The 23,378-nt window shown below is 69.3% G+C and carries 18 protein-coding genes; 6 read left to right on the forward strand and 12 right to left on the reverse strand.

The window, feature by feature from the left end; genetic code table 11:
• The first annotated feature begins 77 nt into the window (after window positions 1-77).
• Entirely contained in the window at window positions 78-692 is a 615-nt protein-coding gene (eutB, locus tag QM711_RS05680) for an ethanolamine ammonia-lyase subunit EutB (protein WP_415098605.1), read from the forward strand.
• Window positions 689-1,465, forward strand: coding sequence for an ethanolamine ammonia-lyase subunit EutC (eutC, locus tag QM711_RS05685; RefSeq protein ID WP_415098607.1), 777 nt, complete (start codon window positions 689-691; stop codon window positions 1,463-1,465). Before eutB ends, eutC begins: the two co-directional genes overlap by 4 nt.
• 443 nt (window positions 1,466-1,908) lie before the next feature.
• On the opposite strand, the gene QM711_RS05690 is transcribed toward eutC, so the two are convergent.
• The 6 genes from QM711_RS05690 to QM711_RS05715 form a co-directional block, all read right to left on the reverse strand.
• Window positions 1,909-2,751, reverse strand: a complete 843-nt coding sequence (locus tag QM711_RS05690) for a PRD domain-containing protein (RefSeq protein ID WP_415097178.1) — start codon at window positions 2,749-2,751, stop codon at window positions 1,909-1,911.
• A gap of 37 nt (window positions 2,752-2,788) precedes the next feature.
• Window positions 2,789-4,192 carry a glycoside hydrolase family 1 protein gene (locus QM711_RS05695; RefSeq protein WP_415097180.1) on the reverse strand — a complete coding sequence of 468 codons (1,404 nt, stop codon included), beginning with the start codon at window positions 4,190-4,192 and terminating at the stop codon, window positions 2,789-2,791.
• A gap of 27 nt (window positions 4,193-4,219) precedes the next feature.
• On the reverse strand, window positions 4,220-6,091 hold the full coding sequence (locus QM711_RS05700; protein WP_415097182.1) for a beta-glucoside-specific PTS transporter subunit IIABC: 1,872 nt from the start codon (window positions 6,089-6,091) through the stop codon (window positions 4,220-4,222).
• Window positions 6,092-6,419: 328 nt separating this feature from the next.
• A complete protein-coding gene (locus QM711_RS05705; protein WP_415097184.1) occupies window positions 6,420-9,800 on the reverse strand; it encodes a hypothetical protein in 3,381 nt (1,126 codons plus the stop codon).
• Between the two features lie 207 nt (window positions 9,801-10,007).
• A complete protein-coding gene (locus QM711_RS05710) occupies window positions 10,008-12,008 on the reverse strand; it encodes a vWA domain-containing protein (RefSeq protein WP_415097186.1) in 2,001 nt (666 codons plus the stop codon).
• A 16-nt stretch (window positions 12,009-12,024) separates the two neighbouring features.
• A complete protein-coding gene (locus QM711_RS05715; RefSeq protein WP_415097188.1) occupies window positions 12,025-13,407 on the reverse strand; it encodes a magnesium chelatase in 1,383 nt (460 codons plus the stop codon).
• 101 nt (window positions 13,408-13,508) lie between these two features.
• Between QM711_RS05715 and QM711_RS05720 the strand changes: the two genes are divergently transcribed.
• The 3 genes from QM711_RS05720 (at window position 13,509) to QM711_RS05730 (ending at window position 15,414) form a co-directional block, all read left to right on the forward strand.
• Window positions 13,509-14,132 (forward strand): histidine phosphatase family protein, encoded by a 624-nt coding sequence (locus QM711_RS05720; protein WP_415097190.1) that lies wholly within the window; start codon window positions 13,509-13,511, stop codon window positions 14,130-14,132.
• A 309-nt stretch (window positions 14,133-14,441) separates the two neighbouring features.
• Window positions 14,442-14,834 carry a hypothetical protein gene (locus QM711_RS05725; RefSeq protein ID WP_415097192.1) on the forward strand — a complete coding sequence of 131 codons (393 nt, stop codon included), beginning with the start codon at window positions 14,442-14,444 and terminating at the stop codon, window positions 14,832-14,834.
• Between the two features lie 46 nt (window positions 14,835-14,880).
• The gene (locus QM711_RS05730) at window positions 14,881-15,414 is read left to right on the forward strand and encodes a hypothetical protein (RefSeq protein WP_415097194.1); all 534 of its coding nucleotides are present in this window, start codon (window positions 14,881-14,883) and stop codon (window positions 15,412-15,414) included.
• Between the two features lie 165 nt (window positions 15,415-15,579).
• On the opposite strand, the gene QM711_RS05735 is transcribed toward QM711_RS05730, so the two are convergent.
• The 3 genes from QM711_RS05735 to QM711_RS05745 all read right to left on the reverse strand — a co-directional run bounded on the left by QM711_RS05735 (window position 15,580) and on the right by QM711_RS05745 (window position 18,337).
• Window positions 15,580-15,822, reverse strand: a complete 243-nt coding sequence (locus QM711_RS05735) for a MoaD/ThiS family protein (RefSeq protein WP_415097196.1) — start codon at window positions 15,820-15,822, stop codon at window positions 15,580-15,582.
• A 5-nt stretch (window positions 15,823-15,827) separates the two neighbouring features.
• Window positions 15,828-16,865 (reverse strand): GTP 3',8-cyclase MoaA, encoded by a 1,038-nt coding sequence (moaA, locus tag QM711_RS05740; protein WP_415097198.1) that lies wholly within the window; start codon window positions 16,863-16,865, stop codon window positions 15,828-15,830.
• Between the two features lie 128 nt (window positions 16,866-16,993).
• On the reverse strand, window positions 16,994-18,337 hold the full coding sequence (locus QM711_RS05745) for a PhoH family protein (protein ID WP_415097200.1): 1,344 nt from the start codon (window positions 18,335-18,337) through the stop codon (window positions 16,994-16,996).
• Between the two features lie 359 nt (window positions 18,338-18,696).
• Between QM711_RS05745 and QM711_RS05750 the strand changes: the two genes are divergently transcribed.
• Window positions 18,697-21,072 (forward strand): TIM-barrel domain-containing protein, encoded by a 2,376-nt coding sequence (locus QM711_RS05750; RefSeq protein WP_415097202.1) that lies wholly within the window; start codon window positions 18,697-18,699, stop codon window positions 21,070-21,072.
• Between the two features lie 333 nt (window positions 21,073-21,405).
• On the opposite strand, the gene QM711_RS05755 is transcribed toward QM711_RS05750, so the two are convergent.
• From QM711_RS05755 to trhA, 3 genes are read right to left on the reverse strand one after another with little or no spacing between them, the layout of a single operon-like run.
• On the reverse strand, window positions 21,406-21,768 hold the full coding sequence (locus QM711_RS05755; protein WP_415097204.1) for a hypothetical protein: 363 nt from the start codon (window positions 21,766-21,768) through the stop codon (window positions 21,406-21,408).
• Between the two features lie 26 nt (window positions 21,769-21,794).
• Window positions 21,795-22,604: an isoprenyl transferase gene (locus QM711_RS05760; protein ID WP_415097206.1), complete on the reverse strand. Its 810-nt coding sequence runs from the start codon at window positions 22,602-22,604 to the stop codon at window positions 21,795-21,797.
• A 42-nt stretch (window positions 22,605-22,646) separates the two neighbouring features.
• A complete protein-coding gene (trhA, locus tag QM711_RS05765; RefSeq protein ID WP_415097208.1) occupies window positions 22,647-23,297 on the reverse strand; it encodes a PAQR family membrane homeostasis protein TrhA in 651 nt (216 codons plus the stop codon).
• Window positions 23,298-23,378 lie beyond the last annotated feature (81 nt).

Below are 23,378 nucleotides of genomic sequence, written 5' to 3' on the forward strand. Positions count from 1 at the left end.
CGCCCCGGTCGACCTGGTCTTCCAGTCGGTGGCCGGAACCGAGGGCAGCGAACCGCGGTTTCGGGGTCGACCTGGCCGTGCTGGCCGAGGGCATGGCCGCCGGGCGGTCGTTGGCCCGCGGCACCGTCGGCGACAACGTCATGTACCTGGAGACCGGCCAGGGCGCCGCGTTGTCGGCCGGCGCGCACCTGGGCGTCGGCGGCCGCCCGGTCGATCAGCAGACGCTGGAGGCCCGGGCCTACGCCGTCGCGCGCGCCTTCGAGCCGCTGCTGGTGAACACCGTGGTCGGCTTCATCGGCCCCGAATACCTCGCCGACGGCCGGCAGATCATCCGAGCCGGGTTGGAGGACCACTTCTGCGGCAAGCTGCTCGGGCTGCCGATGGGCGTGGACGTCTGCTACACCAACCACGCCGACGCCGACGCCGACGACATGGACGTGCTGCTCACCCTGCTGGGCGCGGCCGGCTGCGCCTTCGTCATCACGGTGCCGGGCGCCGACGACGTGATGCTCGGCTATCAGAGCCTGTCCTTCCACGACGCGCTGTACGTCCGGCGCACGCTCGGCCTGCGGCCGGCGCCCGAGTTCGAGGCCTGGCTGGGACGGCAGCGGATGCTCGGCCCCGACGGGCTGATCCGCCCGCTGGACGTGGCCGGCTCTCCGCTGCGGTCGCTGGTCGGGAGCGCGCGATGAGCGCCGCCGTGGACGGCACGGACGGCTTCTGGGGTCAGCTGCGGCCACACACCCAGGCCCGGATCGGCCTGGGCCACACCGGCGACGCGCTGCCCACCCGGCGGTTGCTGGAACTCCGCGAGGCGCACGCCCTGGCCCGGGACGCGGTGCACACCCCGCTGGCCGTGGACGAGTTGCTGCGCGGCCTGGCCGGCCTCGGGCTGGGCGACCCGATCCAGGTCACCAGCCGGGCGAACGGTCGCGAGGTCTACGTGCGCCGTCCCGACCTCGGACGGCTGCCCGGCTGGACCACGCCACCCGCCGAGTCCGGAGCTGACATCGGCATTGCGGTGATGGACGGGCTCTCCTCCCGTGCGCTGGCCGAACACGGCGTCGGCCTGGTGGAGGCGCTGCGGGACGAGCTTCGCGACCGATACACGATCGCCCCGCCGGTGCTGGTCACCCAGGCCCGGGTGGCGCTCGGCGACCACATCGCCCAGGCCCTCGGCGTGAGCACGATGCTGGTGATCATCGGCGAGCGTCCCGGCCTCTCGGTTGCCGACAGCCTCGGCATCTACCTGACCCATCGGCCGCGGCCCGGCCTGGCGGACTCGGCCCGGAACTGCATCTCGAACATCCATCCGCCCGACGGTCTGGGTTACCGCACCGCAGCGCAGACCGCTGCCCGGCTGATCGCCGGCGCTCGGGCGCTGGGCGAGTCCGGCGTCCGGCTCAAGGACACCGGCCCAGCCCTGGACGCCGGCGGATCGCCTGCTGCGCTGGAGACAGTCTGACGGACCAGACCCGGAGGCTCTGTGGACCGGAGGGACGGTTCTTTCGGTCCATCAGACCGGCTGGTGGACCGAAAGAACCGTCCCTCCGGTCCATCCAGCCGATCCGAACCAGACCTTGCGCTCACCTTGAGGTTGCGTTTACAAACCGTTGAGGACACTCCGGCAAAGTTCTTCTCAGGTCGGGGGGCCAACCGCACAGAGCAGCAGCCGAGACCACGTTCGGGGGGGACGCGGGAACGGCGGGGGGAACTGCTCAAGGCGGTAAGAACGGATCGAGCCGGGTCAGGACGCAGGAGGAGCGTCCACGACCCGGCTCTCCGCACGTCCGGGGCGGCGCCGTCGGTCGACAGCTGTCGGGACGCGGACCTCGAGCCACAGAGAGCCGGACAGCTCCAATCAGCCGAGGCGACCGAACAGGTCTCGACAAGCTCGACCGGCGGAACTCAGGCCCGGGTGCGCATCCCCGTCTCGAGCCGCGCCACATGCATGGTGAGATACACCACCTCGTCGTTGGTGACCTGATGCTGCAGCCGCAGCTCCAGCAACGCCTTGATTCGCAGCGCCAGTTGATAGGCCCGGCTGTTGCTGTCCGAGACCACGACGGCGACCGCCGGCGCACCGCCGGAGAGCTGCTTGCCCACCCGGGCGCGGGCGAAGAAGTACCGCAAGTGGGTGGCGAAGCGCGCTGCGTCGATGGAATCGGGGTCGAACTCGTCGCCGTAGGCCTGGCCGACGATGTCGAAGATCTGCCGGATCAGCCGCGACTGGACGAAGGTCTGCTCCATGCTCGGGCTGCCGGTCACCGCGTGGAACAGGTGCATCGCCAGCGCGATCGCCTCGCCGTGGGGCAGTGGCGTGTCCAGCTGGCGATTGAGCTTGCCCAGCAGGTGCTCGGCGACCTCCAGTTCCTGCGGGTGCAGGTGGGCGACCTCGGCACGCAGCGGGTACTCCATCACCTCGCCGCGGGCGACCCGCTCGATCGCCTGATGGATGTGGTCGGCGACCGCGACGATCGCCAGCGGCGGCAGCATCGAGTTCAGCTCGCGCATCGCCTCGGCGAACAGTCGCTCGACCAGGGCCAGCCGCTCGAGCGGAATGTCCGCGATCACCTTGGCCACCGACGACGGGTTGTCCGCCGGGACGAACCGGCGGGCGATCAATGCCTCGTCGATGGGGTCACCGGGCCGGGCCTGATAGCCCACGCCCCGCCCGGTGACCACCACCTCGCGTCCGAGCTCGTCACGAGTGAGCACGACGTTGTTGTTGAACACCCGCAGTACCTTCATCGCGCCCACCCCTTTCGAATCCTCGTATCAGCCCTGGTCAGGCCAGGTTTGCACCGTTGCTGGCGATCAGTTCGCGGTACCAGCCGAACGACTTCTTGCGGTGCCGCGCCAGCGTTCCGCTGCCGTCGTCGTTGCGGTCGACGTAGACGAAGCCGTAGCGCTTCGACAGCTGCGCCGTGGACGCGCTGACCACGTCGATCGGACCCCACCAGGTGTAGCCCATCACCTCGACGCCGTCGGCGATCGCCTCACCCACCTGCACCAGGTGGTCGTTGAGGTAGGCGATCCGGTAGTCGTCCTCGACAGTCTGAACGCCGTCCACCTCGACCAGTTCGTCATTGGCGCCGAGCCCGTTCTCCACGATGAACAGCGGCTTGCCCCAACGGTCCCAGAACTGGTTGAGGATGATCCGCAGACCCACCGGATCGATCTGCCAACCCCATTCGGACGCCGCCAGGTGCGGGTTCCTGAGGCCGCCGAGGATGTTGCCCTCGCCGACCTCACCGCCGTCGGCCGCGTCGCAGATGCTCATGTAGTAGCTGAACGAGACGAAGTCGACGGTGTTGGTCAGGGTCTCCCGGTCGGCGTCGGTGATGTCGAGCTCAATGCCCTTGTCCCGCAGGGTGCGCAGGAAGTAGCCCGGGTACGCCCCACGAACATGGACGTCGCTGAACGCCAGGTTGCCGTGATCGCTCTGCAGCACCTTCAGCACATCGGCCGGGTCGGAGGTCAGCGGGTAGATCGGCATGGCCAGGATCATGCAGCCGACCTGGATCTCCGGGTTGATCTCCCGGGCGATCTTCGTCGCTGAGGCCGACGCCACCAGCTCGTGGTGAATCGCCTGGTAGAGGTCGGCTTCGCTGAGCTGCTCCTTCGGCGTCCAGATGCCGCCGGACAGCAGCGGCGCGTGCAGCACCGAGTTGATCTCGTTGAAGGTCAGCCAGTACTTCACCCGGTGGCCGTACCGCTCGAACAGGGTGCGGGCGTAGCGCTCGTAGAATCCGATCAACCGGCGATCGACCCAGCCATTGTAGGTCTTGGCCAGGTGCAGCGGCGTCTCGTAGTGGCTGATCGTCACCAACGGCTCGATGCCGTGCTTCTCCAACTCGTCGAGCAGAGCGTCGTAGAACGCCAGGCCCTCCTCGTTCGGGGTCTGCTCGTCGCCGTTGGGGAAGATCCGGCTCCAGGCGATCGAGAACCGGTACACCTTGAAGCCCATCTCGGCGAACAGCGCGATGTCTTCGGCGTAGCGGTGGTAGTGGTCGATGCCGACCAGCTTGAGGTTGTCCGCGGTGGGCTCCTCGGTGGGCGGGCCCTTAACGCCCTGCGGCATCACGTCCTGAATGGACAGCCCCTTGCCGCCGGCGTCGTAGCCGCCCTCCAACTGGTTGGCGGCAGTGGCGCCGCCCCAGAGGAAGCCCTCGGGAAAGGTGGTGCTCATGACTTGATTCTCTCCTGTCCTGTGTGATCAGGCCGTGACGATCAGCGCGGCATCGTCGTGACTGACCGCACCCAGAGAAGCCGCGGCGACTTCCTTCTGGCTGGCGGTGTTGGTGATGATCACCACGGTGGTCGTCGAGTAGCCGGCCTCGGTGATCTTGGCCAGATCGACCTCGACCAGCACGTCACCGGCGTTGACGTGGTCACCCTGGGCGACCTTGGGGTCGAAACCCTCACCCTTCATGTTGACGGTGTCGATGCCGACGTGGACGAGGACCTCAACGCCCTCGTCAGTCCGGATGCCGTAGGCGTGACCGGAGCCCATGGTGACGATGATGGTGCCGCTGACCGGCGCGTAGACGGTACCGGAGGTCGGCTCGACACCGATGCCGGCGCCCATCGCGCCACTGGCGAAGACCGGGTCGGGGACGTCGCCGATCGCGACCAGGGTGCCGTCCATCGGTGAGCGGACGATCACTTCAGTGCCGGTAGCGGCGGCCGGCGCGGACGCCGGGACGGCGGTCTCGGCGCCAGTTGTGGACGCCGCGGCCGGCTCCGGGTCCTTGACGCCCCAGAGCAGGGTGCCGAGGAACCCGATCGCCACGGACAGCGCCAGGCCGATGAAGAACAGCGGCAGGTTCGGCGTGGAGAGGTAGGCGGGCAGCGCGATCAGCGACGGGAACACGAAGGCGGTGGTGCCGGCGCCGGAGATGCCGGCGAAGACGCCACCGATGGCGCCGCCGGCGACACCGAAGTAGAACGGCAGCTTGCGGGGCAGGTTCACGCCGTAGATGCCCGGCTCGGTGATGCCGGACAGGAAGCCCGAGAAGGCGGACGGCCCGGCGAGTTCCCTGGTGTCGTGGTCCTTGGTGCGGATCCAGACGGCGAAGGTCGCCGCGGCCTGAGCCAGCACGGCGCCGGCCAGCGGGCCGGCGATGATCGAATAGCCGGTGGAGAGTTGCTGGACCAGGATCGGCACGAAGCCCCAGTGCAGGCCGAAGATCACGAAGACCTGCCAGAAGCCGCCCATCAGGGCACCGGCCAGCCAGGGGGCGACCTTGAACAGCCAGGTGATGCCGTCGGCGATGCCATTGGCCAGGATGGTGGTCGCGGGGCCGATGGTCAGCAGGACCAGCGGCACCATGATCAGCATGCAGAGCAGCGGCGTGGTGAAGTTGCGGATCGAGCCCGGCAACGTGCGGATCAGGAAGCGCTCCAGGTAGCCCTGCACCCAGACGCCGACGATGATCGGGATCACCGAGCTGGTGTAGCTCATGATCACCAGCGGAATGCCGAAGAAGGTCAGCGGAGTTTCCGCCGCGGTGAGCGCGACGATGGACGGGTAGACCAGCGCGCCGGCGATCGCCATCGAGGTGAACTGGTTGGTCTTGAACCGCTTCGCCGCGGACACCGCCAGCATCAGCGGCAGGAAGTAGATCAGCGCGTCCGAGGCCGCGTTCAGCACGACATACTCGGTGCTCTTGGCGTCCAGCCAGTTGAAGGTGACGAACATGCTGACGAACGCCTTGAACAAGCCGGCGCCGGCCAGCGGCCACAGGATCGGGTGGAACAGCCCGGTGACCAGGTCGATGAAGCGGTTCAGGATGCTCTTGTTCGAGTTGTCCTCGACCTCCTCGACCGCGCCGCCGCCTTCGAGGCGTTCGGCGATTCGCGCGTAGACGAACGGGACGTCGTTGCCGATCACCACCTGGTATTGGCCGCCGGCCTTCACGACGGTCAGGACGCCCTTGAGCGCCTTCACCTTGTCGGTCGCGGCCCTCTCGCCGTCGCGCAGCTCCAACCGCAGTCGGGTGGCGCAGTGCCGCGCCGTCTTGATGTTCTCCAGACCTCCGACGCCATCGACGATGTCGTCAGCCAAGGTCGCAAAGTCCACTGCCATGCAATCCTCCTTGATCGAATCAGGGCAACGAAAAAGGCCTGAGGCGCGCTGGCGCCTCAGGCCTTGCGTCCAAGCGGACTGACAACCCTGATGAAGAGCGAATCTTCACCGCGAACGCTACGGCGTAACCTCACCGCAACGCAACTCGCCCACACGTACGCGGACCGCCGGTTGAGCTTGTCGACCCGCCGGTTGAGCTTGTCGACCCGCAGGGTCTCGACAAGCTCGACCAACGACAACGCGATCGACATCGCTCGACCAACGACTACACGATCGACAACACGGCCAACGGCAGTCCGACCGACAAGCTCGACCGGTGGCGGCTCGATCAGAACTCCTCGCGCTTGCTCTCGCTGGGCGAGGCCCCGAAGTCGCCCAGGTAGTGGGCGATTAGCCACTTCGGCTCCCGGCCGCGCTGCTCCGGGTCGAACAGCTCGGTGCGGAACACCCCGTCGGCGTGAATCCGGGTGGTCACCGTCCAGGTCTCGTCGCCGTCCCCCAGCTCGATCAGCACGACCCCGTCGCTGGGCACCCCGGCGCCGTTGTCGACGAAGACCACCGTGCCGGCGGCGAAGTGCGGCGTGGCCTCTTCGATCCGGGTGACGGTCTGCCGGCCGGCCTGCACCGACAGGCAGGCACCGCCGGTCGGCACCAACCCGCCACACTCCTCCGCGCGCGGCGTCCGGGCCCAGCCCTCGACGCTGACCAGGTTCGGATCGCCCCACAGCTGCTTGCGCCAGCGGTCGTTGTCGCGGTCGCGCCACGGCCATTCCGGGGTGTCGAAGAGCGCCTCGTCCAGCACCTGGATCGGCCGCGGCAGACCGGGATCGACCCGCAGCCAGGTGTGATCGACGAAGACCCGGTGCAGGTCGTTGGTCTGCCGCACCTTGGCCGCGACCAGGGTCTGCTCGCCGAACGGGTTGGCCAGCAGCACCTGGGCGCCGGTCCGTGACGACGGGGACGCCGACGCCGAGATGAACCGGGTGTAGTTGCTGCGGGCCTCGTTGTTGTAGATGTTCGCGTCCACGATCGCCGGGTTGCCGGCGTCCTGGTACAGCTTGATCCGGACGATCACGCAGTAGTGCAGCCGTTCGTCGGCCGGTGGCGTCCAGCTGACCGAGAACTCCTCGGTCGCGCTCGGGCCGACGTCCCGGCTGGGTGAACCGAGCGGGATCCACGGGCCGTCGCCGGCGCTGTACTCGGTCACGAAGAAGTCGACCACAACGCCTTTCGCCGCGAAGTCGCCATGATTGGTGACCTTGGCGACGATCGTGTTCGGACGCCCCGCCCACGGCACGTTGCGCAGCGCCGGGTTGGCCGCGTTCTTGGCGTTGCGCACCTCGATGTCGGGGCTCTGCCAGGTCGGCCCGTTGTCCCACGGCCGGATGCCCAGCTCGGGACGGGCGTCCGAGGCGTACCGGACGCGGACCCGGGCGTTGTCGGCATCGGTCGAGACGACGTCCACCTTGAGTGCGAAGCCGGTGCCCGGGTCGGTGGCGTCGAAGTCGCCGCCGATGGTCAGCAGCCGGTCGTCGCCGTCGGGATTCCGGGGCACGAACATGATCCGCGGTCGCAGGATCGGCGGCGTGAAGTTCTCGCTGATCATGTCGGTGAGCACCACCCGGCGGTCCTGCGGCAGGTCGTCGGTGGAGAATCCGGGTTGCTCGGCGCGGTATTCGATGTAGTAGTTCCAGCCGTTGCCGAGCCGGATCTCGATGCCGCGGACGCGTCCGGCGGGTGTCGGGAACAGCTCCGACGCGTGCAGCGTGATGGTCTGATCGACCCCCGCCGACGACTTGGAGAAGTCGAACGCCCGGACGCCGGCAGCCGGCACCCAGCCCATCCGCAGCTTGTTGCCCAGCGTGTAGTGCGGCATCGTGTTGCGGCTGCCGGCCATCATCTCCCAGTCAGCGGTGATCCGGTCGGTCACGTCGGCCGGGTACTCGGGAATGTTGTACACATCGAGCAGGCCCAGGTTGTGCCCGAGTTCGTGGGACAGCGTGGCGTGCGCGTGCCGTCCGTCGAAGGTGGCGAAGTCCAGCGGGATCTGCACGCCGGCGACATCCCCCTGATCGGTGACGACGTTGGTGCCGAGCAGCATCCGCTGCTTGCCGATGGCCCCGAACGGCCAGGCGAACCGGTCGCCGCCCAGCGTTGCCGCCGGCGAGAACGGGACGAAGATCACCGAGTCGACGGCCCGCAGGTCGGCGGTGGTGACCACCCCGTCGTTGATCGCCTGGGTGAGGAACTGCTGCCAGTTGGTGCCGGTCGGACGCCACCGCGCATCGGTGACCACGCCGGCGGCGTTGGTCAGCTGGAAGAAGTACGACTCCCAGTCCAGCGGCATCGCCACCGGCCCGAACGTGGTGTTGTTGCGGACGGCCAGGGTGAGCTGGTTGCCCGAGTTCTCTTCGTAGTAGTCCCGGGCCGAGCGGAGCACCCCGCCGCCGACGTCGAAGCCGTCGGTGACGTGCCGCAGCGCGGTGGCCCGGTCGTTGGCCAGCGTCGCGGCCGGCCAGCGGGCGGTCCGGGTATCGACCAGCAGCACCAGCACCCGCCAACTGCCGAGGTGGGTCAGGTCCCCCAGGTTCTGCGGACCGGCCGGCCCGCCGCCCCACCCGGAGTCTCCGGCGAACTCCCGCGAGCGTCCGGTGATCATCGTCGACGGGCCCTCGTCGGCGGAGTCCCACTCGTTGCCGACCTCGAACTCGGCGACCGCGAGCTCGGCGTTGGTGGCGGTCTCGATCATCACCACCTTGTACCGGCCCAGCCGTCCGCCGGCCACCAGAATCGGCGTCGGGTCGCCGAAGTCGTTCTCCCGGGTGTGCGAGACGATGCCGGCCTCGGGGCCGTCCGGGACCACGAAGCCGATCTGCGCCGGGGTGAGCCCGCTGTCGCCGAGGTCGTAGTCGAGCCGCGTCCAGGACGCCACGAACATCGGCTCGGCCGGCGGCACGATGACCGGCGGCCGGGGCGGTGCGACGACGACCAGGTCGTCCAGCGAGTCGAGCAGCGCCAGCCCGGTGTCGGTGAGGACAGCGATCCGGCCGTCGGCCAAGCCTTGGGCTTCGATCACGGACGCCCCGACGGCCGCGATCGACTCGGATCGCAGGGTGCTGTCGGCGGGCGTCCAGGCGCTCAGGACGGCGTCCGGACGCGCGGCGAACAGGGTCGTGCCGTCGGCACTGAAGCCGACCCGGCCGAGCGGCGCGGTGGGGTCGGAGTCGGTGGCCGGACGCACGTGCAGCCGGCTCTCGCCGGTGTTCGGGTCGTTCGCCGCCGCACCGACCCGGCGGCCGTTGACGGCGACCCCGACGCTGCCGTCCGGCAGCTGGTACCGGCGGCCCGTCCCGAACCGGACGCTGGTGCTGCGGGCGCGGGTGCCGTCCACGGAGAGCACGTTGGCGCCATTGGCGACGACGGCGATCTGCGCCGGCGCGGCGGGCAGGGTGGCGAAGCTGACCGCGGCCGTCGCCGCGTCGTCCGGGTCGACGCGCCAGAGGCTGCCGTCGGTGCCGGCCAGTACCAGCAGCGCCGAACTGCCGGCGACATCGGTCACCGGGACCGGCAGCAGTTGGTGGGTGCTGGCGTTGCCGGCCAGGTCGGTGGACAGCAACGCGCCGTCGTCCCGGCTGAGCCAGATGACGGAGCGATCGTGGTCGACGTGCAGGCCGGTGAGTCCGGACGCGGTAAGCACGGTGGTGATCATGGGAAGCCCTTCCATACGGTGGTCTGCCCGTAAGGTCAGGCCGACCGCCCGCTTCGATGCTGGGCAATCCTGCGTACCGGGCCGGTGGTATCTGGCGCCCCTCGGCCCCCTCCTGAAGGGCCCTCCCTAACTACCTGTGCCCTCCCACAGGTGGGAGGGCACAGGTAGTTAGGGAGGGCCTGGTCGGGGGCGGCGGTTGGGCGAGGGTCACTCCAGCCAGTCGCCGGGATCCCAGCCGCGGCGGAACCGGGCGGTCAGGTATTCGCCGACGACGGCGCTGCCCAGGTCGGCCAGGTCGGGCGACACCACCCGGCCCCCGGAGCGCCGGGCCAGCTGGCCGAGGAACCGCTCCAGCCCCGGGTCGTCGCCCAGCCGGAAGAAGATCGGCGCGGCGCCCAGCCGGGTCGTCTTGTCCAGTTCGGCGACAGTGAGGGCGATGGTCTCGGGGGCGGGCGGCCAGTCGAACCAGGCGTCCCCACCACCGGTCAGATGGGCGGTCGGCTCACCGTCGGTCACCACCAGCAGCACGGGTTGCATGGACGGGTGCTGCCGGAAGAACCGGTTCGCCAGCAGCAGCCCGTGGTGCAGGTTGGTGCCCTGCTGGCGCACCGGCGGCAGCGCGGTCAGGTCGGCGATCTCCCGCGACTGGGCCCAGCGTCCGAAACTGATCAGCTCCAACCGGTCGCCGCGGAACCGGCTGCTGACCAGGTGATGCAGCGCCAGCGCCGTCCGCTTCATCGGCACCCAGCGTCCCTCGGCTGCCATCGAGAACGAGGTGTCCACCAGCAGCGCCACCGCGGACGAGGTACGCGCCTCGGTCTCGACCACCTCGACATCGGCGATCTGCAGCCGCAGCTTCCCGTCGGGGTCGCGACCCTCCCCGGCGGTCCGGGTGATCGCGTTGGTCAGGCTCCGGGTGACGTCCCACGGCTCGGAGTCACCGAACTCCCATTGCCGGGACGCCCCGGTCGGCTCCCCCGCCGCGCCGGCCAGCCGAGTGTCCCGGTTGCCTTGCCGTCCGGACAGCTGCTTGGCGGCGTCGGCGAGCAGCGCCTTGCCGAGCCGGCGCATGGCCTGCGGCGACAATCGCAGGTCGCCGGACGCGTCCCGGCGCAGGAAACCGCCTTCGCGGAGCGCCTTCTCCAGCTCGGCCAGGGTGCGGGCGTTGACCGCAGCCTCGCTGCCCAACTGCCGACTGAGAGCGTCCAGGTCGAGATCGTCGAGCCGGGCACCGCCGTAGTTCTGGCCGAGCTGATCGGCCAGTTGGTCGAGTTCAGCCAAGTCCTGCAGCACGCCGGTGCCCTCACCCAGCCCCATCCCCTCCTCGCCGGTGAACTGCTCGCCACCCGACCAGTCCTCGCCGGGTCGCAGCGCTTGGAGGTTGCCGTCCAGCCGGCCGAGTTGCGCCATCAGTTCCGGCGACCCGAACGCCTGCGCGGAGAGTCGCATCAGTTCCTCGCGCTGCTCGGCGCTCATCGAGCGCAGCAGCCGCTGGGCGGCCGCCGCCCGCTGCGCGAGCGCGTCGATCAACTCATCCACGTCGCGCGGGTTCTCGGGGAAGAACTGGCCGTGCTTGGCCATGAAGTCGTCGAAGTCCTCAGGGGTGTCGTCGCCGCGGCGGTGCTTGCCGAGCAACTCGTTGAGGTCGTCGAGCATGGCGTTGATGGCCGCGCGGTCTTCGTCGGTGGCGTTCTCCAGCGCCTGCTTCATGCCGGCGAACCGCTGGTCGAGCAGTTCGCGGCCGAGCAGGTCCTTGATCTTCTCGTAGTCCTGCCTGGCTTCGGTGGACGCCCAGTCGTAGTCCGCCAGTTCGGTGACCGCGGCCGCCGTCGAGGGCGACAGGTTGTCCAGCCGGAGCTCGCGGAAGGCCCGGTCATCGTCATCCATCATCGCGTCGCGGAGCAGCTGCTTGCGTTCGGCGTCGACCGCGTGGTCGAGCAGTTCCGTGACCTGCTGCAGGGTGCCGTCCATCCGGTACCGGCTGAGCAGGTCGCGGCGGCGGGCGTGCACCCGGCGGGCCAGGTCGTCCAGGCCCTCGCGTCCGGCACTGCCGCGGCGCAGGTACTCGCGCAGCGCACGTTCCGGGCTATAGCCGGCCATCACGTCGTCGCCGATCGCCGCCAGCGCCTCGCTCAGGTCGACCGGCGGCGCCAGCGGATCCGGACCGCCGGCGTAGCGGCCGTAACGCGAGGCGCGGTTGCGAGGCATAGTCGTCCTAGATGAGTCAGCCGTAGATCGTTTCGCTGCCGTCGGAGTCCTTGGCGATCCGGCGGGCCAGATACAACCCCTCCAGCGCCAGTTCGATCGCGCTGGCCCGGCGTCCGGGGTTGTCGGCGGTGAACCGGTCGGCGATCTCGTCGTAGACGCCGTCGGCATCGGGCAGACCGTCCAGGAATTCCGAGGCGGTGATCTGTTCGCCGGTGATCACCGTGGTCTGCCCGTCGAGCGCTTCGACCAGCGGCCCCAGATCGATCCCGCGGAAATGCGCCCGGGCGGTCTCGGCGGTCGCGGTGCGCAGCAGATGGCTGAGGACGGCGTCCTCCCGGCCCTCTTCGCCCGCCTCGAACTCGATCTTGCCGCCCAGCACGTCGACCGCGGTCTCCAGGTCGACCAGCCGCGCCACGGCGTCCGACTCGCCGCGGACCACCGCCCGGTGCAGCGCCGCCGCGGCCACCGTTTCGGCACCAGCGATCGCGAACCGGGCCGAGACGCCGGAACGCTGGTTGATCGCCGGCGACTCGCGCAGCGCCCGGGTGTAGCGGGCCAGGATCTCGAGCAGCACCTCGGGGATCTCGGCGACCAGCTGGGCCTCCTGGCGGATCACCGCCACCTCGTCGGCGAGTTCCAGCGGGTAGTGGGTGCGGATCTCGGCGCCGAAGCGGTCCTTGAGCGGGGTGATGATCCGGCCGCGGTTGGTGTAGTCCTCGGGGTTGGCCGAGGCCATCACCAGCACGTCCAGCGGCAGCCGCAGCACGTAGCCGCGGATCTGGATGTCCCGTTCCTCCATCACGTTGAGCATCGACACCTGGATGCGTTCGGCCAGGTCGGGCAGCTCGTTGATCGCCACAATGCCGCGGTGGCTACGGGGAATGAGGCCAAAGTGGATGGTCTCCGGGTCGCCCAGCCGGCGGCCCTCGGCGACCCGGATCGGGTCCACGTCGCCGATCAGGTCGGCCACCGAGGTGTCCGGGGTGGCCAGCTTCTCAGAGTAGCGCTCGGTGCGGTGCCGCCAGGCCACCGGCAGGTCGTCGCCCAGTTCGGACGCCCGGCGCTGCGATTCGGCGGTGATCGGCTCGTAGGGGTGCTCCCCCAGTTCGGCGCCGGCGATCACCGGCGTCCACTCGTCGAGCAGGCCCTCCAGGGTGCGGAGCAGCCGGGTCTTGCCCTGCCCGCGCTCCCCCAGCAGCACCACATCGTGGCCGGCGATCAGCGCCCGTTCGAGTTGCGGCAGCACCGTGCGGTCGAAGCCGTGCAGGCCCGGCCACGGGTTCTCCCCGGCCGCCAGCGCGGCCAGCAGGTTGTCGCGGATCTCCTCCCGCAGGCCCTTCTGCAGATGCCCGCTGGCGCGCAGTTCGGCGACGGTTGCGATGGTGGGGCGTTCGGTCACGTCCACACGCTAACCCCGGGCACAAGATGTCCTTTGGGGTGATCACCGGCCGGTAGGTGCCTGTAACAACCGGTTGCCGCCGGGCGGGTACGCTCGTCGCCGTGCCGTCGCCCAAGACCTTCCGGGTGCTGCTGGTGCGTCACGGGCAGACCCCGACCACCGGCCAGATCCTGCCCGGGCGCGCACCCGGCCTGCACCTGTCCGACCGCGGCCGAGAGCAGGCCACCGCCGTCGCCCGCCGGCTGGCTGACGCCGGACTGGCGGCGATCTACACCTCGCCGCTGGAACGCGCCCGGGAGACCGCCGAACCCACCGAGCAGGCGACCGGACTCACCGCGATCGTCGAACCGGATCTGTTGGAGTGCGATTTCGGCGAATGGACCGGCCAGAAGCTGACCGCGCTGGCGAAGCTGCGCGAATGGCGCACCGTACAGCAGGCGCCGTCCACCTTTCGGTTCCCGGGTGGCGAGAGCTTCGTGGAGTTGCAGAGCCGGATGATCGCATTGATGGAACGCCTGCGCACCGCGCACCGAGGCCAGACGGTCGCCTGCTTCTCGCACGCGGACCCGATCAAGGCGCTGCTCACCCACGCGGTCGGCACCCATCTCGACCACTTCCAGCGAGTGGACGTCGGCACCGGATCAGTCTCGGTGATCGACTGGCCGGCCCGCGGCGCCCCCGTCGTCCGCAGCGTGAACTCCATCGACCCTCCGCTGGCTCGGTGAACACCGCGCGGCAGGAGGAACTGCTCACTGAGGGCACCATCGGCCTCGTCGGCCGGGTGATGGACAGCAGTAACGCCACCTTCGTCGCCGAGGTCACCCGCGGCGACGACTACACCTGGGCGATCTACAAGCCCCTATCCGGCGAGCGTCCGCTGTGGGACTTCGAACCCGGACTCTACAAGCGGGAACGCGCCGCCTACCTGCTGGACGCCGCACTCGGCTGGGGCCTGGTGCCGCCCACTGTGATCCGCACTGACGCCCCGCTCGGCGTCGGATCGCTGGCAGTGGTTCATCGACTGCGATCCGGCGGTGCACTACTTCACGCTGCTCCGCCAGGTTCCCGAGAGCCACGAGCGGCTGCGCCGGCTCGCCGTCTTCGATGTGATCAGCAACAACACCGACCGCAAAGGTGGCCATGTGTTGTGCGACGAGGCCGGCGGCATCTGGGGCATCGACCACGGGCTCTGCTTCGCGGCGAACTTCAAGCTGCGCACCGTGATCTGGGACTTCGCCGGCGACCCCATCGCCCCCGATGTCCTGACCGACCTCGCACCGCTCGCCGACGCGGTCCCCGACGAGATCGCCGAACTGCTCGACGAGCGCGAGGTACGCGCGCTCCGGCGGCGGACCCAAAGGCTTCTCGACACCGGCATCCTGCCCGGCGACGCGAGCGGCCACGGCTGGCCCTGGCCACTCATCTGACGCTTGCGCATGGATGTAATCTTGTAATCATTACAAGGAGGTAGTCATGCATGCGAAGAGATTCGGGCGGCCGGGAGGCTGGCAGAACGCCGACCTTCCGCCGGCGGACGACGCTCAGGCCTGGTTCGAGGGACGCCTCCCCGACGCCTGGTTCCTCGGCGTCGAGGTGATCGTCGACCGTGAGGAGATCACCGTCATCGGGACGCTCCCGGACGAGGGGGTCGAGCCGGCCATGGCGGAAGGCCGGATCGCGCGGTTCCGGGAAGAGACCCGGGAGCGCCGGATCGGGATCGCGCTGGACGCTCAGGCCCGCTACGGCCGCAAGGTGTCGTGGGGCGTCCGGCTGGGCGAGTCTGAGGCGCTGTTCACCCACATCTCGGTGCCGGTGATGACGCGGCTGAAGCAGCCTGAACGGCAGGTACTCGACACTTTGGTGGACGCCGGCGTGGCCAGGTCGCGCTCCGAGGCGCTGGCCTGGGCGGTCAAGCTGGTCGGACGGCACACCGAAAGTTGGCTGGCCGAGTTACGGACGGCGATGGAACAGGTGGACAAGCTGCGCGCTCAAGGGCCGGCCCTGTGACGAAGCGCTGATCATCGCCTGTCGAAACCCGAACCTGTGCTCTTCGACAACGGTTTCGACAAGCTCAACCAGCGGTGGTCTCGTTAGTCGAGCCTGTCGAGACCCGAACCGGTGCTCCCCGGCAAGAGTTTCGACTAGCTCAACCAGCGAACATCGGCGAGTCGGCTACCCGCCGGCGAAGGGGGGCAGCACGTCCACCAGGGCGCTGGGTGCGATGTACTCGGTGCGGGAGCGAGCCGCCCGGCCGTCGATCAGCACCGTGGCGACGGCGAGTACCTTGGCCAGCCGTTCGCGGTCGGAGCCCAGCTGCTCGACCAAGTCGGCGACGGTCACCTCGAAGTCGGCATCGAAGGTCTCCTCGACGACACCCGCAGCCTCGGCCGCGCCTGCGAAGTACCGAATCCTCATCGCCCTCAGCCTCCGATGGCGCTCATCGTGCGGGCCGGGGGCACGAAGCCCGGCTCGCCGATCCCGTGCGCAGCCGCCTTGCGGGCCTGACCGCCCGTCCAGATCTCGGCCAGTTCGGCGTCCGAGGCGCCGTCGCGCAGGGGCGTCCGCAGGTCGGTCTCGGTGCGCGAGAACAGGCAGGTGCGCATCTGGCCGTCGGCGGTGATCCGGGTGCGGTCGCAGGCCCCGCAGAAGGGCGCGGTCACCGAGGGGATGACGCCGATCCGTCCACCCGGCTGGGTGGCGTCCGCAGCCACCTCCCACAGCTCCGCGGGCGCGCCACCGCGTGGTTCAGCGGCCGGTCGCAGGGTGAACCGCTCGCGCAACCGCCCCAGGATCTCGGCCTGGGTGACCATCTGCGAGCGATCCCATTCGTGCTGCGGTCCGAGCGGCATCTGCTCGATGAACCGCAGCTGGTAGCCGCGCTCCAGGCAGAACTGCGCCAACGAGACCACGTCGACGTCGTTGACGTCGCGCATGATCACGCTGTTGACCTTGACCGGCAGCAGCCCGGCGGCCTCGGAGGCGGCCAACCCGGCCAGCACCGCGTCCAACCGGTCGCGCCGGGCGAGAACCGCGTAGCGCCTCCGATCGAGCGAGTCGAGCGATACGTTCACCCGGTCCAATCCCGCCTCGGCAAGCGCGGACACCCGCTTGTCCAGACCGATTCCGTTGCTGGTCAGGCAGAGTTCAGGGGGATTGCCGGCACGCGTACGCAGGGCCTTGGCGTCCGCCACGATGCGCTCCAGCGATCGGCGCAGCAACGGCTCACCACCGGTGAAACGGATCGTGGTGATGCCCAGGGACTCGACGGCGATCGCCATCAGCCGATGCAGCTCGGCATCGGTCAACACCTCGTCGCCGGGCAGCCAGGGCAGGCCTTCGGCGGGCATGCAATAGGTGCACCGCAGATTGCAGCGGTCGGTCAGCGATACCCGCAGGTCGGTGGCGACGCGTCCGTGCGCGTCGGCCAGCACCAGCGGCACCCGCAGCCCAACCGTCATGCCCACAGGCTACGCGAGCCGCTCGCTGCCCTGTCCGGTGCGTGGATGCCGGCAAGCCGGCCAACCCGCTCGGCGCCCGCGCGTCGGCACCGCACGGTCCGACGAGACCTCCACAGGCCGGCTCAGGGTCAGATCCCGACGTCCTCCAGCAGGTCGGTGACCAGCGCGGCGATCGGCGAACGCTCGGAGCGGGTCAGCGTGACGTGGGCGAACAGCGGATGCCCCTTGAGCTTCTCGACCACTGCGACCACGCCGTCGTGGCGTCCGACCCGCAGGTTGTCGCGCTGGGCGACGTCGTGGGTGAGCACCACCCGCGAGTTCTGGCCGATCCGGGACAGCACCGTGAGCAGCACGTTGCGTTCCAGCGACTGCGCCTCGTCGACGATCACGAAGGCGTCGTGCAGCGAGCGGCCACGGATGTGGGTGAGCGGCAGCACCTCGAGCAGGTCGCGGGCCAGCACCTCGTCGATCACGTTGCGGTTGGTCACCGAGCCGAGCGTGTCGAAGACCGCCTGCGCCCAGGGCGACATCTTCTCGCCCTCATTGCCGGGCAGGTAGCCCAGCTCCTGCCCGCCCACGGCGTACAACGGCCGGAACACGATCACCTTGGAATGCAGCTGACGTTCGAGCACCGCCTCGAGACCGGCGCACAGCGCCAGCGCCGACTTGCCGGTGCCGGCCTTGCCACCCAGCGACACGATGCCCACGGACGGGTCGAGCAGCAGGTCGAGCGCCACCCGCTGTTCGGCGGAGCGACCATGGATGCCGAAGCAGTCCCGATCGCCGCGGACCAGCTTGACGGTGCCGTCCGGCAGGATCCGGCCCAGCGCCGTCGAACCGGACGTGTGCAGCACCACCCCGCTGTGGCAGGGCAGGTCGACAGCCTCGGGGACGAGCGCCGCGCCGTTCGCGTACAGGGCGTCGATGCTGGCCCGTTCGACCTCGACCTCGGCCATCCCGGTCCAGCCGGTGTCCGCCGGCTGCTCGTGCAGGTACTCCTGGGCGGCCAACCCGACCGCGGACGCCTTCACCCGCAGTGGGACGTCCTTGCTGACCAGGACGACGTCGCGGCCCTCGGCGGAATAGTTCAGCGCCACCGCCAGGATCCGGGAGTCATTGTCGCCGAGCCGGAAGCCGTGCGGCAGCACCGTCTGGTCGGAGTGATTGAGCTCCACGTGCAGGGTGCCGCCGTCGTCGTTGACGCTGAGCGGCAGGTCGAGACGTCCGTTGGCCACCCGCAACTCGTCCAGATAGCGCAGCGCCGTCCGGGCGAAGTAGCCCAGTTCGGGGTGGTGCCGCTTCGCTTCGAGTTCGGTCACCACCACGATCGGAACGATCACCTCGTGTTCGTGGAAGTTGCGTAACGCGTGCGGATCGCTGAGCAGAACGGAGGTGTCGATCACATAACTCCGCACCGCGATGTCGGCGGACACCTGGTTGACGCTGCGGGAGGTAGCTGCGGTACGGGGCACGAGCGTTCCTTGTCCTGAGCCCGGCGCTGCACCCCCGCCGGCCTCAACCTGGTGGTGTCAGCCGGGAAGTGCTGGGCCTGGTGCCGGCCCGCGAGTTCGACCTGTCACAGTCAAACGACGCATCGTTCCTCCTGGGCGGTCAGTGGGCTGACCGTGCTTGCACCCTAAGCCCCCGTTCGGGCGAACCCCGGCACCGGCGCGCCGCCGATCCCGAGCGGCCACGGGTTCGTCACCACGGCGACACCTGCGGGACTCGGGTCTGGGATCCGGCTACCGCGCAGCCGGACGGGTAGGCGCAAGATCGGCGCCAATCGGCGCCGATCGACAAGCCACGGCCCCGCTTCCCTAGACTGGCCGGCATGCCTCTCCCGGATCGCCTCGCCATGCCCACGACGCCCGTTGCCCGACCCGAATCGCAGGTCAGCGGTGAGAACTACCGGATCACGGTGCTGAGCGATGCGCTGTTCCGGCTGGAGTACTCGCCGGACGGCAGCTTCGAGGACCGCGCCACCCAGATGGTGGTCAACCGGGAGTTCGAACCCGTCGAGTTCGCCCTGCACCGCACCAAGCACGGCATCGAGATCGTCACCGACACCGTCCGGCTGAACTACGACGAGCAGCCGTTCAGCCCCGGCGGCCTCTACGCGCACCTGGCCGGCGGCGGGGGGCACCGGCGCACCTGGCGGTTCGGCGAACGCCAGCAGGTGGCGGCCGGACGGGACGCCAACCTGGGCGGCACCGCCCGCACCCTGGACGAGGTGGACGGTCCCACCGATCTCGAGGACGGCGTCCTCTCTTTCCTCGGCTCGGCGGTGCTGGACGACTCCTCGACGATGACCCTGGACGCCGACGGCTGGATCGCGCCGCGCACCGTGGGCAGCACCGACATCTACCTGTTCGCCCACGGCGCGGCCTATCAGCAGGCACTGGACGACTTCCACCGGCTGACCGGCCACCAGCCGCTGCTGCCCCGCTGGGCGTTCGGCAACTGGTGGAGCCGCTACCACCCCTACACCGCCGACGAGTACCGGCAGCTGATCGAACGGTTCGAGAGCGAGAGCATCCCGTTCAGCGTGGCGGTCCTCGACATGGACTGGCACCTGGTCGACGTCCCACCCGAATACGGCACCGGCTGGACCGGCTACACCTGGAACCGCGACCTGTTTCCCGACCCGGAGGCGCTGCTGGCCTGGCTGCACGAGCGCGGCCTGAAGGTGTCGCTGAACGTGCACCCGGCGGACGGCGTCCGGGCGTTCGAGGAGCCGTACGCCCGGATGGCGACCGCGATGGGCGTCGACCCGGACAGTGAGCAGCCGGTCGACTTCGACATCGCCGACCAGAAGTTCCTGGTCAACTACTTCGAGCAGGTGCACCACCCGCTGGAGGACGCCGGGGTCGACTTCTGGTGGCTGGACTGGCAGCAAGGCACCCATTCATCGATCGCCGGGCTTGACCCGCTGTGGCTGCTGAATCATTTCCACTACCTGGACAGCGCGCGCCGCGGACAGCGTCCGATCACCTTCTCGCGCTACGCCGGCCCCGGTTCGCATCGCTATCCGGTCGGCTTCTCCGGCGACACGGTCAACTCCTGGGACAGCCTGGAGTTCCAGCCGCGGTTCACCGCGACGGCGTCCAACATCGGGTTCGGCTGGTGGAGCCACGACATCGGCGGCCACATGTTCGGCTACCGGGACAACGAACTGGTCACCCGCTGGTTCCAGCTCGGCACCTTCTCGCCGATCAACCGGCTGCACTCCACGCTGAGCCGGTTCATGGGCAAGGAGCCGTGGAAGTTCCCCGCCGAGAACGCCGCCGTGATGGTCGAGTCGCTGCAGTTGCGGCACCGGTTGTTGCCCTACCTGTACACGATGAACGAGCGCGCGCACCGCACCAACCGGTCACTGTGCCGTCCGCTGTACCACGTCGATCAGCGGGCGGAACCCGCCCTGCCGCGGGGTTTCGGCTCCCCCAACACCTTCCTGTTCGGCTCCCGGTTGCTGGTGGCGCCGATCACCGCACCGGCCGACCGCAGCACCGGCCTGGGCGCGGTCGCCAGCTGGCTGCCCGAGGGCGAATGGGTCGACTTCTTCACCGACCTGCGCTACACCGGCGGACGCACGGTGCACCTGCACCGGCCGCTCTCCGGCTATCCCGTGCTGGCCCGGGCTGGTTCGGTGATCCCGCTCACCGCACCCGGCGAGTACGGGATCGGCAATCCCGACGCGTTCGAGGTGCACGTCTTCGCCGGCGCCCGCGGTTCGTTCACCCTCTACGAGGACGACGACGCCGCTGAGCCGCGTGCCGTCCGGACACCGCTGGACTGGGACGAGGACACCGGAGTGTTCACCATCAGCCCGGCCGAGGGCGAGTTGGGGGTGATCCCGTCCCGGCGGCGGTGGAGCATTGTGCTGCACGGCGTCAGCGACGCCCGGGTGGACGGCGGGGTTGCGACGCCCGGTGCGGGCCGGTTGAGCATCGACCTCGGCGAGGTGGATCCGGCGGTCGGCGCCACGGTCACGCTCACCGACCTGATCCGTGGCGGCGGGCCGACCGTGCCCGAGCGGCTGTTCGCCATCCTGGACGCCAGCCAGTGCGACTACGCGGTGAAGCACCGCACCTGGTCGGTGATCGAGACCGCACCGACGCCGCTGGAGATGCTGCGGCGTCTGGACGGCCTCGAGGTCCCCGATCCGCTGCGCGCCGCCCTGACCGAGATCCTGCTCTCCGACGGCTGACGCCCTTGCCACGCGCGGAAAGCCGGCAGCGTCAGCCAGTGCCTCGCCACCTGGACAGGATGACGACGACGCGCCGATCCCGACGATCACCGTAGCGACGACAGCGACATAACCGGCCACCCCCAGGTAGCCGCCCGGCACCAGGTGAGGATCGAGGAACGGGTACGGATACCACCAGGGTTCGCCCGTGACCGGGCTGACCACGTGGTTCGCCCGGAGCAGCGTGTAGCCGATCCAGACAGCAAGGGCGGCATCAGGACGAGCACCCGCCAGTGCAGCCGCCGGCGCGCCGGCGCGAAGAACGCGTCCGCAGCAAAACCAAATCAGCACTCGTTACGTACCGACCGGTGCGCTCCGGAGCAACAGGTTGTAGACCACGCCCGTGGTGACCATGTATGTCGTCACACAGGCCAGCAGCCGCCCGATCGCCGCCGGCTCAATCGGGGCGTCCGATGACTGCCGCACACCCCACGCGCCCGCGACCAGCAATGCGACGGCCGCGGACACGTTCGACAGGATCGTGAAGTAGCTGAAGAAGTTCGTCAGAACCGTCACCAGCTGACCGCCGTGCGGAGTCGGGCTGGCCAGCGCCGCGGAGATCGAGGCCGTCAGCTGGGTGGCGATGGCGATCAGGATCAGTGCGGCCACGGCCAGCCGTAGCCACGACCAGGTGACGATCGATTGCCGGGTGACCACGCCGCACTGTAGCGCCGGAGTGCGGGTCAGCGGCCGAAGCGGCGCTCGCGTTCGGCGTAGGAGCGCAGCGCCCGGATGAAGTCGACCTTGCGGAAGTCGGGCCAGAGCGCCTCGTGGAAGTAGAACTCGCTGTGCGCGGACTGCCAGATCAGGAATCCCGACAGCCGCTGCTCGCCGGAGGTGCGGATCACCAGATCGGGATCGGGTTGCCCGGCGGTGTACAGATGCGAGTCGATCTGGTCGATCTCCAGTGTCCGGGACAGCTCCTCCAGGCTGGTGCCCTTGGCCGCTTCGGCCGCCAGCAGCGAGCGGACGGCGTCGCGCAGTTCATGCCGTCCGCCGTAGGAGACGGCAATGTTGACGTGCAGGCCGGTGCGGCCCTCGGTGCTCGCGGACGCCTCGCGCAGCCGGGCGGCCATCTGGGCGGGAAGCAGGTCGAGGTCGCCGACGATCTGGACGCGCCATGGGCCGTCCGCGGCAAGGTCGACCACCAGGTCCTCGATCACCTGGAGGAGTGGGGCGAACTCGTGGTCGCCGGAGCGGTCCAGGTTGTCGGTGGACAAGACCCATACGGTAACCGTCGGGATGCCGACCTCTTCGCACCAGCCGACGAACTCCTTGAGCTTGTCAGCGCCCGCGTCGTAGCCGACCGCGACCGGCTCGAAGGGGGCGTTGCGGCGGGCCCAGCGCCGGTTGCCGTCCGCCATCACGGCCACGTGGCGAGGCAACCGGTCGGGGGTCAGTTCGGCCAGCAGCCGCTGTTCATAGGTGCGGTAGACCAGCCCCGTCGGGTCGAGCGCCGACAGCATCCGCGCGACACGAGTGGCCCACACCATGCCGGTCAGGATACCGGCGTGAGCCGCCGCGCCATCAGGGGCTCAGCGCAGAGTGACCAGGGCGATCGCGGTGAAGTGGCAGATCGCCGCGACGATCGTGCAGGCGTGGAAGATCTCGTGGTACCCGAAGTAGCGCGGGGACGGGTCGGGCCGCTTGAGCGCGTAGACCACCGCCCCGCCGCTGTAGACGAAACCGCCGACGGCGATCAACACGAACGCGGGCAGCGGCGCATTCGCCCAGAACTCGCCGATCCAGCCGAGCGCGGCCCAGCCCATCAACAGATAGAGCAGGGTGTGCAGCCAGCGCGGCGAGGTGATCCAGACCAGGTTGAAGAACACCCCGGCCAGCGCCGTCAGCCAGACGAACCAGAGCAGCGCGGTCCGGCTCGACGGGCTGAGCAATGCCAGCGCCAGCGGGGTGTAGGAAGCCGCGATGAACACGAAGATGTTGGCGTGGTCGAGCCGGCGCAGCATCAACTGCGTCCGCTCCCCCCAATGACCGCGGTGATAGGTGGCGCTGACCCCGAACAGTTCGACGGCGGCTAGCAGCCAGACAGCGCCACCGATCCGACCGACGAGCGTCGGCGCCAACACGATCAGGGTGATACCGGCAAGGAAGGCGATCGGCGTCATTGCGAGGTGCAGCCAGCCACGCATCAGCGGCTTGGGGATCGGTAGCTCCGTGCGCTCCATCTCACGTCCTAGCAAGGTCGACACGTTATTTACGATACCGTAAGTTACGGTAACGTAGCAACGATCGGCGAAGCTGACCGC

It is taken from the genome of Micropruina sp. (assembly GCF_047602385.1).
Classification (GTDB): domain Bacteria; phylum Actinomycetota; class Actinomycetes; order Propionibacteriales; family Propionibacteriaceae; genus Micropruina.